Source organism: Sphingobium sp. LMA1-1-1.1, from assembly GCF_040676365.1.
Taxonomy (GTDB): Bacteria; Pseudomonadota; Alphaproteobacteria; order Sphingomonadales; family Sphingomonadaceae; genus Sphingobium.
Map to the genome: position 1 here is coordinate 36,046 of NZ_JBEGHS010000006.1, position 15,219 is coordinate 51,264.

A 15,219-nucleotide genomic window follows, 5' to 3' on the forward strand; every position below is an offset into this window, starting at 1 on the left:
CTGTTGGGGCGCAGGAACAGGAGGTTGGAATGCAGTCTCGGGAAGAGCTAAGCCGTCGGTCCATTCTGCTCGCGGGGAGCCAGACGGCGACCGCCGTCGCAATCCTGGCGGGGGCGGGCGCGGAGGCGCTGGCTGCGCCCGATACCAGGACAGCGCTTAAGGATTACGATCCGATCAGGACTGAACTTGTGATGGATCTTGTGGTGACGTGCAGTTCGCCCGAGAAAATGGCGCCGTCCAGCGCGAGCAAGGACGGTAACCGCGACAGCATCTGGCCGATCATCGGCGGTCGCTTCCAGGGTCCCGGCATCAGCGGCACCGTCATTCCCGGCGGCGGCGACTTTCCCGTGGAGCGACCCGACGGAGCCGTCGTCATCGACGCCCTGTACCGCCTCAAGACCACCGATGGGGTCACTATCATCATCCACAACCGAGGCCTGGGCTATTCGAACGACAAATACCGTCTGGTCCCCGAGTTCATCGCACCGGTGGGCAAATACGACTGGCTCAACAAGTCGATCTTCCTCTGCACTCTGGTCGATCCGGTGCCCACTCACATGGCGCTAGCCAAGGGCCCAAATGAGAACGACCGCCTGCTTCAGGTCCACCGTGTCCTCTGAGCCCGACGAAGGTGATCGCGGGCGGCGTCTAAACACGTCGCGACACTTGGCTAAGGTAGATTGTTCGAATGTCACAACATCTGCGGAAGGCATGACGATGAGAGGTTTGGACGCAGCCGCACAGCTGCTGGGAAGAGCGGTGCTGCCGCTCCTATTCGTTACCGCCGCCTGCCAAGCCGACACCCAGACCGAAAGGCCGATGGCTGCAGGAGAGCGTGTCCTGAATCTCTTTGTCTGGTCCCCTCACCCTCCGACCGTGGGTGGAATGGGCAGCGCAGACCATTATTTGGCCGAAGGCACGATCGAGGGTTTCGAAAAAGCGACAGGGATCCAGGTCAAGGTCGTCAATTATGCGACCGACGAGGAGATGGGCCGACAGTTGGCGGAGGGAGCCGCATGGGCCGACCTGATCATTCCGTCTGATTCCGCCTACCCGGATCCGATCGCCCGGGGCTACTTCCGCAAGCTCGACAGAAATCTGATCCCCCGGCTGAGCAACGTCGATCCTGCCATCGCTCGGAAGGCTGCAGTGTCCGATCCGGAGAACGCTCATTCCGTGGTACATATGTGGGGAGCCGTCGCGATCGGCTTTGATCCGGCGAAGGTCCGCACTCTCGTTGCGGACGATCCGACCGTCAGTTGGAAGCGCTTCTTGGATCCCTCGGTCCTGAAGGCACTAAGAAGCTGCGGAGTCATGCTGCCGGGATATCCGGACGAGGCTTACTCGGTGGCGCTACTGGCGCTGGGCCGTTCACCTGACAGCACCGATCCCACCGACATCGACGCCGCGACCGACCTTCTGAGCCGCGTCGCGCCTTACGTGCAGTTCGGCTTCCCGGAAGCTAGGGACCTTCAGAGCGGCAAGCTGTGTGCCGCGGCTGGCTATGGTGGCCAGATGCGTTCGGCACCAACATCGCCGTCATCGAGGGAGATCCGGATCGTGATCCCGCGTGAAGGCTCCCGCATGTGGTTCGACAGCTACCTTGTACCTGCAAACGCGCCGCATTCCGCCAATGCCCATGCCTTCATCGACTACATGCTGGATCCGAAGGTCAGCGCGTCCACCACGAACCATACGGGTTACGGAACGATCAACCGGCTTGCCGCGCCCCACATCGCCGCAGACCGTAGACACGCCCCCGACGTGGCGCCGTCGCCCGAAGGCGTCGAGCGATTAGTGCCCACGTCTCCCGCGGCCGTGAAAGCGCGAGCCTCACTAGTCGAAGCTGGCTGGAAGAAGATCACTGCGGCGCAGTGAAGATGCGGGTCGTGCGCGCGTGAATGCGGAGGAAGAGACGGTGATCAGAACTCACCGCATCTGAGATTCAAGGCACCGCGGCATGGACATTTTCGCGTTGTCGCCCACCGCACCTCAGCTAACCTTAAACAAAGTCGCTTGAAGGAACCGAAGATGCGTTTCCGCTTGGCCATGCTGCCACTGATGTTCGCCGTGGCTCCTGTCCACCTCTTTGCGCAGATGCCAGGCGCGGCTGATCCTAAGCGGATCACGGCAGGAACCTACTCCATCGATCCGAACCACACGCAGGTCACCTGGAAGGTCAATCATCTGGGCTTCAGCATGCTGCAGGGCCAATTTGGTGCCTGGGGCGGCACGCTGAGGCTGAGCCCGGCTGATCTCGCCGCTGCGAAGGTTGATGTCACGTTCGACATGACTCAGCTCAGGACCAGCTTTGCAGCGTTCACAAAGCATCTGAACAGTTCGGACTTCTTCGACACGGGGAAGTTCGGCACCGCCACCTTCGTCTCGAGCTCAGTCCGTCCGGGCCCGAACAACACTGCCACGATTGTCGGCAATCTCACCATCAAGGACGTCACCCGGCCGGTCACACTGCAGGTGAAGCTGGTCGGCGCGGGCGACAATCCGATGGGTGACACGTTCGACGTCGGGTTCCTCGCCACCGGCACGATCAAGCGCAGTGAATTCGGCTTGGGAATGGCGGTGCCAGCTGTCAGCGACGAAGTGACGCTCGAAATCAATGCAGCCTTCACGAAGGATTGATGTCGATCGGGACCTCGTTTCGGCCAACCATAATCGCGAGGCGGCACTGGCAGTCCACCGGTGCGCCGTTGCGAAGAGCTCGGCTCGACGGGCAGCCCCTTCCATTTCTTGCACCGGAGTCTCCGTCATGCTCGCCCGAAAACTCCTTCTGACGGCCGCAGTCGCCGTGACGTCGCTGTCGCTGCCCTTCTGCCAGCTGGCCTATGCACAGTATCCGACGCCGGGGATCCTCTCGCGCGCGAAGACCTACGTCGGCCCGAAGCTGACGGAACAAGCCGCAAAGCTGGCCGCGCAGCCGGATATGACTGGAATCTGGCAGATGCTCGATCCCGAGGGCGCATGCGGCGGACCGCTGTTCAATCCGGAATCCGCGGTCTGTCCACCTCGTCCTCCTTCCGGGGAACAGACTTTTGGGCCGCTGCCCGGCACCAAGATGCAGGGGATCCCATATAATGCGAAGTACCAGAAGATGTACGACGCCTATGTCGCCGACGCCTTGCAAGGTAAGGCCCGAGACACGTTCGCCGCCTGTGTCCCTTATGGTGTCCCAAGGATGGTCGGGGCGTCTCCTGTGGCTTTCGATATCATCCAGGCTCCGGATGTGATGCTCTGGTACAACCCCTACGGCCGAACCGAGAGGCGCATCTTCCTGGATGGCCGCAAGCATCCGTCGGGTGAAGAGACTGATCGAGCGGGACCCAGCTATTCCGGTCATTCAGTTGGCCGATGGGAGGGTGACACGCTGGTCGTAGAGACCGTCAACATGATCAATGCCTTCTTCGACGAGACGGCTGCTCCACACAGCGAAAAGCTCTCGATGGTGGAGCGGATCAGGCTAATCGATCCAAAGGTGATCGAAAACGAGATGACGATCACGGATCCCGAGGCCTTTACCAAGCCATGGGTGGTGAAGCGCTACTATGGCCGGACCAAGCCGCTCACGATGAACGGCACGATGAGAACGGACCGCCTGCTCAGCCTCAATGATCGTCCATGCGTTCCGAACGTGAAGATGGATGCGGACGGCTTCCAGGTGATGATGCTGCCGCAGGAGATCGAGGAAGCGGAAGCGCGGGCGAGAGGCGCGGCCGCCCCCGCTGAGCAGTAGGCCTGCGGTCATCTCAGCACGCTCGATGGGCATTCTGATCGGCTTGGCGGCAGCAGAAGCTATCGAGAGTTAAGGACGACACAGCTTCACGGAGTTGAAGTGCCAGCAGTGAAGGAAGCACATGTCCACCTTCGGTGACCTGTTGTATGATTTGAGCCAGTATCTGCGGACCACTCCGGCTTTGGGTCTGGCGGATCGGATTGCCGCGACCTCCCTCAGCCAGTCGATCAGCAGCAACTTCTGGGCGGTCCCGGCGCTTCAGGTCGCGCACATCCTTGCGATCGCGGCTGCTTTCGGATCTGTGCTCATGATCAACATGCGCATCCTGAGGATCAGCGGGGTCGACCGAACGATGGGCGACACCGTCGCGCGGTTCGCACCGTGGATCTGGTGGGCTTTGCTCGTCCTGGTCATCAGCGGACTCGGGATGATCATTGCCGAGCCAACCCGCGAGCTCCTCAATGCGGCCTTCTGGATCAAGATGGTCCTCGTGATCTCGATGATCGGGGTGACTCTGGCCTTCCAGGCGCGGACGGTGCGGCTCAACGTCAAGGATTGGGAAGCCACGCACGCGCGTCGAACTTCAGTCCGGCTCACCTCAGCGGCGATACTCCTGCTGTGGTGCGCAATCATTTTCGCTGGACGCTGGATTGCTTACGCGCCGACTTGAGAGGATTGTCGATGGCATTGGAATCTTTGTGGCAGACGCTCGAAGCGTCTTCCTTGGCGACGTTTCTAGCCGAATCGGCTTGGGCATTCCCGACAGTCGAGTCGCTCCACGTCCTGGCGATAGTCACGGTCGTCGGCTCGATCGCGATCATGGATCTTCGCCTTCTCGGCCTGGCATCCAACGGATCGGCGGTCTCGGCGGTCTCCGATGAGACGCTGCCCTACGTCTGGATCGCGTTCATGGTGGCAGTCGCCACGGGGAGCCTGCTCTTCGTCAGCAGAGCCACTGCCTACGCTGTCAACACCTACTTCATCGCAAAGATGGTCTGCCTCGTCCTGGCGGGGCTCAACATGCTGCTGTTCCAGAGCATCACCTGGCGCGGCCGAGATCGCTGGGATCGCAGTGCCACGCTTCCGCTGGCGGCGAGGATGGCTGGCGGCATTTCGCTGTTGTTCTGGATCATGGTGGTCGTGTGTGGTCGTCTCATCGGCTTCACTCTCGCCGCCTTCTGACAGGAACCCTGAGAGAGGATCCGGAAGTGCTTCCTGTGCTTCAAGATCACCGCTTCGGAAAGATGCCGCCGGCAACCTAGGCATTCGGTGAAGGCCGCGGATCAGGCCCGCCGTGCAAACGGGAACGTGCGTTGCGCGATCACCTCACCCACTGCGCGATGCGCCTCCTCGAACGCAGCGTCGGTGTGGGGACTTGCAGCAGCATCTGAATTGGCGATCGAGATCAGACCGAATGGCTGCCGGGCGACGACACACGGTCGATCAGGCGCCTCCGAGAACACCCACTCCACGGGATCATAGAGGCTATTGTAGGTGTAAGCATAACCGTGGGGCCACCGATTGACCGTGATGCCGGCGATGTCTCGACCCGGATCGAAGCCTCCGGGCCCCAGGATACGTGCCAGCTGGCTTCTCGCCTGGCGTTCGAACTCCTCGAAGCTTATCGCAAGAAGCTCGGCGCGGCCGGCCCGATGCTGGTCCCGTTTCGTCGGCAAACCTGGCGCAGCCATGTACTTGTTCATCGCAACGACGATGGGCTCGTCCGGCGAAGTCGGGGGAACGACCTCGCCGATACCGACGCACTCCGCCAACGACACGTCCTGAAAGAACATCGTCTGGGAACTAACGCGCTGTATGCCGAGCTTCTGGAAAGCACGCCAGTTGCGCAGGGCAACGTTGGTATAGACCAGCGGACCCTTCACTCCATAGGCGAGAGCCTCGCGTTGAAGCGACGGGAGCTCGGGCACGAGATACGGGATGAACATGTTCCAGCAGGCCATGATCACATTGCGCGCGCGGACACGCTGCAAACCCTTCGCTTCCGCATCGTTGCTGCGAGCATATGTGACGATGCATTCCGTCGCTGCGGCCGGACTACCTTCGTGGCGAACGTTGAGCACCGTCGAGCTGAGACGGATCCGAACCGGCTGATCCGGTCGATCCAGCGCTCCGTAGTCGATCAGGCCGGTGCCTAGATCCTCCTGGGTCCTTGCCTTGGTGGCTCCCGGCACCAGCGAACCGACGAGCAACCGCGCGAGCGTGGCGCTGCCGTCGGGGAAATGGACCGAGGAGCCTGACTCCTTCTGGCGGCCATGATGGCCTCCGGGAAGGCTCTCGAACAGGCCATCCGGGATCGGGCCAAGCTGCAGGCCGGAGAAGCCCGGATAGCCCTGAACCCAGCCGAACAGGGCGGGGTAGGCGTCAGCCCCGACACAGAACGTCCCCTGACCAGCTCCCTGGAAGTACCAGAAGGCCTGCGGATCGATCTTGACGATCTTCAGCAGATAATCTCGATAGGATGTCTTGGCGAGCAGCGCCTTCTTCTCGGCGATGCTCCGCCCGGCGAGATAATCGGGCTGATCGGGCGCAAGCAGCCGGAGCATGTCAGCCTTGGCACGCGCCGACAGCGGACTGCGCGCGATCGCGTCCGGGCTCGGCCCGCCGCGCATGTCGGATGCTGCAGGTGGCACAACGAGCTGATCGCGCCTCCACGTCTCTCGATCGAAGAAGTGCCCGGAGCGCAGGCCGAGCGTGTCGTAGAGCTTGTAATTCGCGCTGTTCGCCTGTTCGTAGCGGTGTAGATCAACCCCTAGATCATCAAGGACGCTGCGAGCCCATCGATTGTACCGGTCGGGCGACTCGATCTCGAGCACGCCGCCGTTGGTGACGAGCAGCCGCCCATCCACGCGAAACTCGTTCCGCCTGGCGTGGCCACCGAAATCGTCGTGGTTCTCGAGGATCAGAACACGCACATCGCGCCCGACGCTCTTGATGAAGAAGTGGGCGGCCGCCAATCCGCTCAGGCCTCCGCCGACGATCACGAGATCATAGGTCTCGCCGACGTCCACCGCGGTTGCCGGATCGAGCGATCCGTCGCGCAGCGCGTGAGCCGCCTCGAACGCTCCTGGATGACTCCCGCGCATCCCCATCCGAGCGGGGGGGTAGTTCGTCGGCGGGGCCTTCCCGCCAGTCGTGGAGGCGGAGGGGGCGGCTGCTCCGGCCGTCGCGGTAGCGAGGGCTGCAATCCCGACGGCCGCGCCATTCACGAAGTCCCGGCGCGTGATGGCTCGATCCATCCCCAATGCGCGATCGTCGGCTATCGGCGAACCATTCGCCGGACGGGTGGTGTTCATTTGCTCGATCGCCTCCAGCGCAGATCATATTCGGTGGTCCAAGTCCGGCCTTGGTCCTCGGTCCCAACAGACAGTTCGCGAACGGTTCCGTCCGGCTCCCGCGACAACGTCCAGTGTCGTAGCCGGACGCCACCGCCGACAAGCGGCCGCTCGGTCACGAAAAGCACGCGGTCCTTGCTCTGCTCCGTCCCAAGGAACGATGTCGCGGACGCAGTATCCGCCGCCCATAGGTACAGCCAGCGGCTCACCAGGCGCGAGTAGGTGAACAAACCTAGTCCATTGCCGCTGCGAGGTTTGCCAGAGATCGACACCCACCGCTCATGTATGGCGCACCCATCAAGGGCACGTTCCATGGTCACGCGGGCATCCTTCTTCCCGTTCGCGTAAACATCCCACGTGCCGAGGGTGAAGTCCAATTGACGGTACAATGGATCCATCGCGCAACTCGGGGGACTCGCCGGAGCTGCTGCAGACGCGGGCGTCGCCGCGACCAGCGCCAGCATTAGAATTGCGGGCGTCTGGAGGCGGCCCACTTCCACTGCATCAGTCCAGCGCATCGAATGTGCTTCCGATCCATCATTTCATTGATCTCCGGTTCGCAAAGCGGCTTCCAGCGAGGGAGATGCCTAAATGCGCCCCCTAGGTGCTGAATAGACACCGAACCCATGGCGATCATCCGCGCCGATCCCGAAGGGTCACTCCGTCGTCGATGATCACAGCTGGCTGAAGTCACCCGCCTCATAGGCGTCGGCGGTTCGTCGCAGCCATCGCCGGAATATCGCCAAGGCAGGCGTGCTCCAGCGATCCTCGCGGGCCAAGAGCGTATAGCCGCCGAACCGTACGGGTACGAAGTCCCCCTGCGCCAACTCGACCCTCACGAGGCGTCCATCGGCCAGCTCGTCGCCGAGCAGCATCGGATTGGCTAGGACTATCCCACGATCCTGACGGGCAGCGTTCAGCGTCAGATGAGCGTGCCAAAGGCGCGGCCCCGGAAGCTCATCGGATATCGTCATGCCCTGAGCCTCGAGCCAGTGGCGCCATTCCAGATCGTTGTCCTCGTGGAGCAAGGTGTAGGACAGCAACTCCTCGACGCTCTCCAGCGGCTTCATGTTTGCCACGTAGCCGGGGCTCGCCACTGGAAAGACGAGGGGGCGCGCGAACTCGAGCTTGTAGGCAACCTTCGGCACGGCCGCCTCCTCCCATCGGCGAAGGTAGCGTATATCCCCGTCGACCTCCTTCGAGCGGAAATCCGGGCTGGCGTCCGCTGGCCTGAAGTCTAGGTCGATAGAGGGATGGTGCTTGATGAAATCGCCCAGACGATCAGAGAGCCAGAGAGAGGCGAATCCGGGAATGCACCAGATCCGAAGCTTCTTGCGCTCGGTGGTCTCGGTCAGCCGGGCGGTGGCGGTGGCGATGGTCGTCAGCGCCTTGTAGATCTCCTGATGATAGACTTGGCCGTCATCCGTCAACTGATAACCAGTCGGCTCTCGCACGAGCAGGTTCTTCCCGATCAGGCTCTCAAGCGTTCGAATGTGCCGACTAATGACCGCATGATCAATCTCCAGTTCCTTGCCGGCCTTCCTTACGCCCCCAAGCCGACCCACGGCCTCGAACGCCCGCAATGCCGCCAGCGGCGGTAGCAACTTGTGGTTCACCTAAATCCAAACTCCCGATCCCGCCGTTCGGTCGGCCCACTCGCGCGACATGATGTAACCTGTGCGACACGATGTAACCTGGTGGCTATCATACACCACCTGGGATGGTGTTCGCAACTTTCTGGTCGCGAACCTTTCGTCGATGAGTGCTGGGAACAATAGAGCCTATGATGATCGTCGGTGCAATCGGGGGGATCATCGGCGCGGTCTGTTCGTCGGATCGGGCAGCGCGATAGCCTTGATCGGCCTCGCAGCCGTGATCATCGCCTTCATCCTCATGGATCGCCCAGAGCTGCTGCGATCGACGCATCGAACGGCGGCGCGCGACCGGCCGCATCGGCTTCGTCGATCCGTGAAAACGCGTTCTGCACGTATCGAACGCCAAGCCAGCGAAAAGGCTCGGGCTCCCACCGCTTGCCTTCACTGCGATGGAACGGCAGCTTTTCCAAACCGGTACACTGATCGGTGATTAATCCGCCCAGAAGTTTCCCGAACAGGCTGCTGGTCGCAACTCCGCGTCCCGTGTAGCCGTGCAATTGCGCCAATCGACTCTGTCGATCGAACGTCACCGTGGGCATCCAGTCGCGCGGTATGCCCAGGTAGCCGCCCCAGGCATGGGTAAATCTAACGCCTTCAAGTGCCGGCCACCATTCCCGAACGCATCCGCGCATCCACTCGAACACCGTCTCGTCCCGAATGGCGGCGTCGTCCATTCGCGATCCGAACCGGTAGTTGGCGCCTCGACTACCATAGAGGATGCGGCCATCGACGGTGCGGGTCAGATAGTTCTTGGTATGCGCCAGCGAACTGAGGCATTCACCGCCTTGCCACCCGAGCTCGCTCCACAAACTCTCGCTTAGTGGTTCGGTGAGCACGATCATCGACGACATGGGCAGCAGGCTTCGATGGAAGCGGGGGAGTCCGGTGAGATACGCCTCGCCTGCCGCCACCACGGCCAGTCTCGCGGACAGGTCACCTGCGGCCGTGACGATGGCCGCATCTGCTCCCGTGCGCAGCTCGGTTGCAGCCGTTCCCTCGTAAATCGTACCGCCAAGCCGTTCCACGACGCGCGCTAGTCCCCGCGCCAGCCGGCCCGGATGAACGGCAGCACCGATCGAGGTGGAAAGGCCAGCATGGATGTTGGTGGCGTGCACTCGCTCGAACGCCTCGCCTGCACTAAGGAGGCGCAGCGGACCGTCCATTCCCAGTCTGGCGAAGGTCGCAAGCGTATTGGAGAGCGAAGCGGCCTGCTTCGGACTACGCGCGAGGCTTAGCACCCCGGTCGTGCGATAGTGGGCGTCGATCCCCTCGCGCTCGCAGATTTCCCCGACGTAAGCGGCGGCTGCCTCGACCGACTTCAGGATCGCCCGTGCTCCATCGATACCGAACCTCGAGATCAGCGCCGCTGGCTCCAACGGAAAGCGTGGCGAACACCAGCCGCCGTTGCGGCCAGAGGCGCCATATCCACACACCTCGCGCTCCACGATCGCAACTTCGAGATCGGGTCTCGCCCGCAAGAGATGATAGGCTGTCCAGAGGCCGGAGAACCCGCCACCGAGGATGGCGACATCAACGACGCGGTCGCCGGCCAGCCGGGAGCGAGCGACAAGATCCTCGCCGCAGGTCTCCAGCCAGTAGCTCACCTGCGCCATCGACTGAGCCGCGAGGCGTGGATCGCGCAGCTCGGTCATGACCCTGATCCGCCTTGCTCGAAGAGAAAGAATATCTTGCGAGTGGGCTCGAGGACGTCCCAAACTCCGGCGCTCTCGGCCGAGCCGATCGGTTCGGGCACCGGAGCGAAGCGTGGAAGTTCGCGAACGAGTCGGCTCAACGAGAAATGAATCGGTTTCATTGACGTTCCTGCCGTGTTCCGCGCATCGTATCGGCGCTGCGAAGGTTATGAGGAAGTTTCAATCGGCTCCGCTGCCGCTGCAGACGCATCATTACATCTCAGGCCTCAGAGCGGATTGAGCACACGATCCAGGAAACGCCTCGTCCGCTCGGCGCGGGGAGCGGTCAGCACCTCCCGGGCCGCGCCCTGTTCGACGACCACACCTCCGTCCATGAAGATCGCGCGATCGCCGACCTCCCGCGCGAAGGCGATCTCGTGCGTGACGACGATCATGGTCATGCCTTCGACGGCCAAGCCGCGCATCACCTGCAGGACCTCTCCGACCCGCTCCGGATCGAGGGCGGAGGTCGGCTCGTCGAACAGTATGATGCTCGGCCGCATAGCCAAAGCGCGTGCGATGCCGACCCGTTGCTGCTGACCGCCTGAGAGCTTGGCGGGATAGGCTCGAGCGAAGTCGGCCATGCCAACGCGCTCCAGCAATGTCAAAGCTTCCGCCTCCGCCTCTGCGATCGGGCGACGTAGAACCTGCACGGGACCTTCCACGACATTCTCGAGGACAGTGCGGTGCGGGAACAGGTTGAACCGCTGGAACACCATAGCGGCCTTGCGGCGAACGGGGAGCAACGTTGCGTCCGAAACAAGATCTCCGTCGACCCGGATTTCGCCCGCATCGTGGCGTTCGAGTCCATTGATGCAGCGCAGCACGGTCGACTTGCCGGAGCCAGACGGCCCAAGCAGACAGGTGACCTCCCCCCGAGCGGCGGAGAAGCTCACGTTGCGGAGAACGACGTGAGAACCGAATGCCTTACCGACGCCGTTCAACTCTATCATCGCCGGCCCATTCGACGTTCGAGGTGACGGACAGCGGCGGCGAGAGGCAGGCTGGCCGCGAGATAAAGCAACGCGACGAGCAGGTAGATCGTGCCGTTCTTGAAGGTCGAGATCGCCAGCAGCTGGCCGGCGCGGGTGAGCTCGGCGATGGTGATCGTCGAAGCTATCGAAGAATCCTTGAGCAGCATCACAGCGGTGTTTCCGAACGGCGGAAGCGCGGTGCGTACGCCGAGCGGCAGCGTCACGCGATGGAACACATTTCGATCAGTCATCCCGAGCGAGCGTGCGGCTTCGATGGTCTGGGGATCTACGGACTGGAAACCCGACCTGAAATTTTCCGCCTGGTAGACCGAATAGGCGATACCGAGCCCGACCACCCCGGCCGAGAACGGCTCCAGCTCGATACCGACCTCGGGCAGCACGAAATAGACGCAGAACAGCTGCACAATGATGGGGATGCCCCGAATTATGTTGACGAAGATGCGTGCCGGGGCGCGCAGCGCGGCCAAGCGGCTCATCCCTCCAAGCGCGAGCAGGAGCCCGAGGGCGACGCTGAAGCTCAAGGCGCATAGGCTCAGCACGATGGTCATGGCCAAGCCCTTCAGCAGGACTGGAAGGTAGAGAACTGCGTCGCTAAGGAATTCGGCCATCAGGACGCCTCCAATCCCCAACGTCGGTTGATCTCCGGAATGGCGGAGGCTCGCATGCGTTCTATCGCCAGATCAACGTGCGCCAGCAGTGGATCGCCCTTACGTACGACCAGGCACAGCGCCTCGCCGGCCGGTGCCGCGAATTCCTCAGCCAGCCGCACCGGCCGCTTCGGACCCACTCGCAGCTGATAGGCGAGGATGGGCTGATCGCCGTAACCGACGTCGATTCTACCCAAGCCGAGATCACGCAAGATGTCGCTTAGTCCGTCATAGGTCGAGACATCGATCACACCAGCCGAGCGCAGCTGGTCTACGAACCGGGTGCCGATCTGCGCACCGACGCGCAGACCTCTCAGGGAGACGAGAGAAGGATAGGTGCGTTCGGACGCCACCGGCACGACCAGCGCACCTGAGTAGGAGTAGACCGGACTGCTGAAGGACACCACGGCCTCGCGCTCGGGCGTGCGCAGCATGGCGGCCGCGATCAGGTCGATCTTGCCTGCCGTCAACGACGGAATCAGCGCGCCGAAGGAGGTGATCCGCAGATCGGGAACCCGCCCAATCGCCCTGGCTACGAGAGCGGCAGTGTCAACCATCGACCCAGTCAGTTCGTTGGACCACGGGTCGACGAAGCTGAACGGCACCCCAGTCGGCGACGATCCGATCCGCAGCTGTCGGGCGTCGAGCACCGAACGAGAACATGCGGCAACGGCGGCCGAGGCCGCCAGCACCATGAATCCGCGCCTGTGCCACTCAGCTTCTATCACGCGCAGCGATCGATCGGACCAGTCATCGGCGGATCATGCCCGCGCAGCCCGGTGCACGAAAGTCTTCAATCGCAAACCATGCGGTGTCGGAGTGACACCACGGCCGACCCGAGCCAGACGTAACCGACCTCAAATGTCGGCGGCATGCAGGCCCTCACCACGCGTGCCGATTCAACCTGCCGATCCCAGTGCCGCCGATGGCATTCCACAGCTTTGGCGGCTGAAGGGTCTCGCTCCTCGGCGATCGCCACATGCATGGGCTGGAAGGTAACCGCGGTCGTCACCGGCTCGCGACGCCTACGGTCGACCTGGAAAGCCCGCCCGTCAAGTTGAAGAGGACGTTGCCGGCGCGCGCAGCGAAAGCAGAGCAAGGGCGCCGAGGAGGGAACCCATCGCCATCGCGACCGCCACGCCCTGGAGTCCGACGCCTGTCTGGAAGAGGTATCCAGCCAGAATCGGCCCCAGAGCGGAGCCGCCGCGCCCGATCCCGACCACGAAACCCGTTCCCCCTGCGCGGACTGCCGTGGGGAAGGATTGCGCGAAAACCGCGTAGAGGCCCACGATCGCGGCATTCGTGAAGAAGCCGGCGGCGCCCGCCATCAGCGACAGGCCGGCCAGATCACTCTGCCCCCGTCCGAACAGGGTGACGAGCACCGCAGCGAGCAACATCGCACCTACAACCAGACTCCGCACCGCATATCGCTGCGTCAGGAGGCTCAAGGCAAGAGCGCCGAGCGCACCGCCGACGTTCGCCCAAACCAGCACGCTACCCGCCCGCGCCGGCTCAAAGCCCATGTCGACAACGATCTTCGGGATCCACTTCAGGATGAAGTAGAAGGTCATAACGTGCGCGAAGTAGGCAAAGGTGAGCAGGACAGTCGTCCGGGCGAGCGCCGGCTGGAACAACGCTGCCACGCCTGGGCGCGCACCGGCCGCGTCAATTTCGGGAAGCGCGCCGACCTTGTCTGCTCCAATCCTCCTCAGAACGGCGTTCGTCCTCTCGAGTGCCCGCGTGGGGCGCCTCTCGACCAGAAAGGCGACAGTCTCCGGAAGAAAAAGCCAGACGACAGGAATCAGTACTGTCGCCACTATCGCTCCGAACACGAAGATCGCGCGCCAGTCTCCTCCATCCAGCAGAAGCAGAGAGGAGATCGAGCCGCCAATGATCGCCCCCAACGGATAGCCGCCCGCCATGAGCGCTACCGCCAGTTGGCGGCGACGCGCGTTGGCGAACTCTGCAACCACCGCATTCGTCGTGGCCAGCATGCCACCGATGCCAAGCCCTGTGATGAGTCGGTAAGCCGATAAGGTGCCGACATCCGGGGCTACAGCCGCGAGCCCCATGCCCGCCGCCATGACCGTCAGGCAGAAGAGCACGATCGGCCGCCGGCCCCACCGGTCGGCGAGACTGCCGAGCACGACCGAGCCGGCCGCCATGCCGATCAACTCCATCGACAGCACGATGCCGAGTGCCGCGCGGTCGATCCCCCACTCGGCAGCGACGCCGGGAGAGGCAAAGCTGATCGACAGCACGTCAAAACCGTCGAGCGCGTTCAGGACGACGCACAGCACCACCGCCGCGATCTGGATCGGCGCCATCGGCCGTTCAGACACGAACGCGCGCGGGTCTTTTTCCATGACGACCTCTCAGATTCTTGCGGTGGTGGATCTCTGCCCAGAGACTTCGGGCGAGGCTCCCGTCAGCGTTGGGCCGTGAGCCTCACCTGCACTCGGACAACTTTGCTGACCCAGGCGCCGGTTGGATCGGATTTCATTCCGATGTCGACCGCCGCCCGGTCGAGTGCGAGGTCGCCCGACATCGTGGCCTTGTTTCCGTTGATCGCCAAGGTAAAGGGGAGTTGCACCGGAACCTTCCGACCCTTGATCTGCAACACTCCGTCCGCCACGTACTTTCCCGGCCCGGCGGCGCGGATCCTGCTTGTCGTGTAGGTGGCAGTAGGAAATGCGGCGGAGTTGAACCATTCCGCGCCTGCCAAGGTCGTCTCTTGAAAGCGATCGCCCGTCTTTGCGGACGCGGTAGCAAACACCACCACAGCCTTTGAACCCACCAGGTCTGCGGGATCGAAGGCGATCTGCGCCTTCCACTGGTCGAAGCGACCCTGAAACGGCTTCCCGGACTGGGTCCCCGCGAAGGAGACGCGGCCTTCCTGCGGCGACACCCGCCACGCTGGTGCTGCGGCTACGGCCGGGGTCGCAAACGCTGCGACGCAGATCAGAAGACGAGGCGAGATCATTGGCGGGTTTCCTTTCTTGCCTGAGGTATGTGGCGAGGGCGCACCCAGGGAGCCATGCCGGCGAGCACGTCATCACGATCGACGAGGTGATGCTTGAGTGCGGCGGCCACGTGGACGGCCACCAGCAGGATACCGCTCCAGCCGAGC

The 15,219-nt window shown here is 62.9% G+C and carries 14 protein-coding genes; 6 read left to right on the forward strand and 8 right to left on the reverse strand.

What is annotated here, in order from left to right:
• Positions 1 to 29 precede the first annotated feature (29 nt).
• The 6 genes from MRBLMA1_RS07135 (at position 30) to MRBLMA1_RS07160 (ending at position 4,930) form a co-directional block, all read left to right on the forward strand.
• The gene (locus MRBLMA1_RS07135) at positions 30 to 620 is read left to right on the forward strand and encodes a DUF3237 family protein (RefSeq protein ID WP_363735827.1); all 591 of its coding nucleotides are present in this window, start codon (positions 30 to 32) and stop codon (positions 618 to 620) included.
• 265 nt (positions 621 to 885) lie between these two features.
• The gene (locus MRBLMA1_RS07140) at positions 886 to 1,878 is read left to right on the forward strand and encodes an extracellular solute-binding protein (protein WP_363735828.1); all 993 of its coding nucleotides are present in this window, start codon (positions 886 to 888) and stop codon (positions 1,876 to 1,878) included.
• 153 nt (positions 1,879 to 2,031) lie between these two features.
• Positions 2,032 to 2,640: a YceI family protein gene (locus MRBLMA1_RS07145; protein WP_363735829.1), complete on the forward strand. Its 609-nt coding sequence runs from the start codon at positions 2,032 to 2,034 to the stop codon at positions 2,638 to 2,640.
• A 127-nt stretch (positions 2,641 to 2,767) separates the two neighbouring features.
• Complete coding sequence (locus MRBLMA1_RS07150) at positions 2,768 to 3,748, forward strand: hypothetical protein (RefSeq protein WP_363735830.1); 981 nt, start codon at positions 2,768 to 2,770, stop codon at positions 3,746 to 3,748.
• A 121-nt stretch (positions 3,749 to 3,869) separates the two neighbouring features.
• Positions 3,870 to 4,418 carry a DUF6644 family protein gene (locus MRBLMA1_RS07155; RefSeq protein ID WP_363735831.1) on the forward strand — a complete coding sequence of 183 codons (549 nt, stop codon included), beginning with the start codon at positions 3,870 to 3,872 and terminating at the stop codon, positions 4,416 to 4,418.
• A gap of 11 nt (positions 4,419 to 4,429) precedes the next feature.
• Positions 4,430 to 4,930, forward strand: coding sequence for a DUF6644 family protein (locus MRBLMA1_RS07160; RefSeq protein ID WP_363735832.1), 501 nt, complete (start codon positions 4,430 to 4,432; stop codon positions 4,928 to 4,930).
• Between the two features lie 101 nt (positions 4,931 to 5,031).
• On the opposite strand, the gene MRBLMA1_RS07165 is transcribed toward MRBLMA1_RS07160, so the two are convergent.
• The 8 genes from MRBLMA1_RS07165 to MRBLMA1_RS07200 all read right to left on the reverse strand — a co-directional run bounded on the left by MRBLMA1_RS07165 (position 5,032) and on the right by MRBLMA1_RS07200 (position 15,072).
• Positions 5,032 to 7,062: an NAD(P)/FAD-dependent oxidoreductase gene (locus tag MRBLMA1_RS07165; RefSeq protein WP_363735833.1), complete on the reverse strand. Its 2,031-nt coding sequence runs from the start codon at positions 7,060 to 7,062 to the stop codon at positions 5,032 to 5,034.
• Between the two features lie 713 nt (positions 7,063 to 7,775).
• Positions 7,776 to 8,717: a LysR substrate-binding domain-containing protein gene (locus MRBLMA1_RS07170; RefSeq protein WP_363735834.1), complete on the reverse strand. Its 942-nt coding sequence runs from the start codon at positions 8,715 to 8,717 to the stop codon at positions 7,776 to 7,778.
• Between the two features lie 275 nt (positions 8,718 to 8,992).
• A complete protein-coding gene (locus MRBLMA1_RS07175) occupies positions 8,993 to 10,408 on the reverse strand; it encodes an NAD(P)/FAD-dependent oxidoreductase (RefSeq protein WP_363735835.1) in 1,416 nt (471 codons plus the stop codon).
• Positions 10,409 to 10,674: 266 nt separating this feature from the next.
• Positions 10,675 to 11,400 (reverse strand): amino acid ABC transporter ATP-binding protein, encoded by a 726-nt coding sequence (locus MRBLMA1_RS07180; RefSeq protein ID WP_363735836.1) that lies wholly within the window; start codon positions 11,398 to 11,400, stop codon positions 10,675 to 10,677.
• The gene (locus MRBLMA1_RS07185) at positions 11,397 to 12,050 is read right to left on the reverse strand and encodes an amino acid ABC transporter permease (protein WP_363735837.1); all 654 of its coding nucleotides are present in this window, start codon (positions 12,048 to 12,050) and stop codon (positions 11,397 to 11,399) included. The genes MRBLMA1_RS07180 and MRBLMA1_RS07185 overlap by 4 nt, the downstream gene beginning before the upstream one ends.
• Entirely contained in the window at positions 12,050 to 12,784 is a 735-nt protein-coding gene (locus MRBLMA1_RS07190) for a substrate-binding periplasmic protein (protein WP_363735838.1), read from the reverse strand. The genes MRBLMA1_RS07185 and MRBLMA1_RS07190 overlap by 1 nt, the downstream gene beginning before the upstream one ends.
• A 357-nt stretch (positions 12,785 to 13,141) precedes the next feature.
• Positions 13,142 to 14,455: an MFS transporter gene (locus MRBLMA1_RS07195; RefSeq protein ID WP_363735839.1), complete on the reverse strand. Its 1,314-nt coding sequence runs from the start codon at positions 14,453 to 14,455 to the stop codon at positions 13,142 to 13,144.
• A gap of 62 nt (positions 14,456 to 14,517) precedes the next feature.
• Complete coding sequence (locus MRBLMA1_RS07200; RefSeq protein ID WP_363735840.1) at positions 14,518 to 15,072, reverse strand: YceI family protein; 555 nt, start codon at positions 15,070 to 15,072, stop codon at positions 14,518 to 14,520.
• Positions 15,073 to 15,219: the final 147 nt, after the last annotated feature.

Bases quoted from the DNA above. Each gene is read 5' to 3' on its own strand.
- MRBLMA1_RS07135 (WP_363735827.1), top strand. From the start codon at position 30: ATGCAGTCTCGGGAAGAGCTAAGCCGTCGGTCCATTCTGCTCGCGGGG.
- MRBLMA1_RS07140 (WP_363735828.1), top strand. From the start codon at position 886: ATGGGCAGCGCAGACCATTATTTGGCCGAAGGCACGATCGAGGGTTTC.
- MRBLMA1_RS07145 (WP_363735829.1), top strand. From the start codon at position 2,032: ATGCGTTTCCGCTTGGCCATGCTGCCACTGATGTTCGCCGTGGCTCCT.
- MRBLMA1_RS07150 (WP_363735830.1), top strand. From the start codon at position 2,768: ATGCTCGCCCGAAAACTCCTTCTGACGGCCGCAGTCGCCGTGACGTCG.
- MRBLMA1_RS07155 (WP_363735831.1), top strand. From the start codon at position 3,870: ATGTCCACCTTCGGTGACCTGTTGTATGATTTGAGCCAGTATCTGCGG.
- MRBLMA1_RS07160 (WP_363735832.1), top strand. From the start codon at position 4,430: ATGGCATTGGAATCTTTGTGGCAGACGCTCGAAGCGTCTTCCTTGGCG.
- MRBLMA1_RS07165 (WP_363735833.1), bottom strand. From the start codon at position 7,062: ATGAACACCACCCGTCCGGCGAATGGTTCGCCGATAGCCGACGATCGC.
- MRBLMA1_RS07175 (WP_363735835.1), bottom strand. From the start codon at position 10,408: ATGACCGAGCTGCGCGATCCACGCCTCGCGGCTCAGTCGATGGCGCAG.
- MRBLMA1_RS07180 (WP_363735836.1), bottom strand. From the start codon at position 11,400: ATGATAGAGTTGAACGGCGTCGGTAAGGCATTCGGTTCTCACGTCGTT.
- MRBLMA1_RS07185 (WP_363735837.1), bottom strand. From the start codon at position 12,050: ATGGCCGAATTCCTTAGCGACGCAGTTCTCTACCTTCCAGTCCTGCTG.
- MRBLMA1_RS07190 (WP_363735838.1), bottom strand. From the start codon at position 12,784: ATGGTGCTGGCGGCCTCGGCCGCCGTTGCCGCATGTTCTCGTTCGGTG.
- MRBLMA1_RS07195 (WP_363735839.1), bottom strand. From the start codon at position 14,455: ATGGAAAAAGACCCGCGCGCGTTCGTGTCTGAACGGCCGATGGCGCCG.
- MRBLMA1_RS07200 (WP_363735840.1), bottom strand. From the start codon at position 15,072: ATGATCTCGCCTCGTCTTCTGATCTGCGTCGCAGCGTTTGCGACCCCG.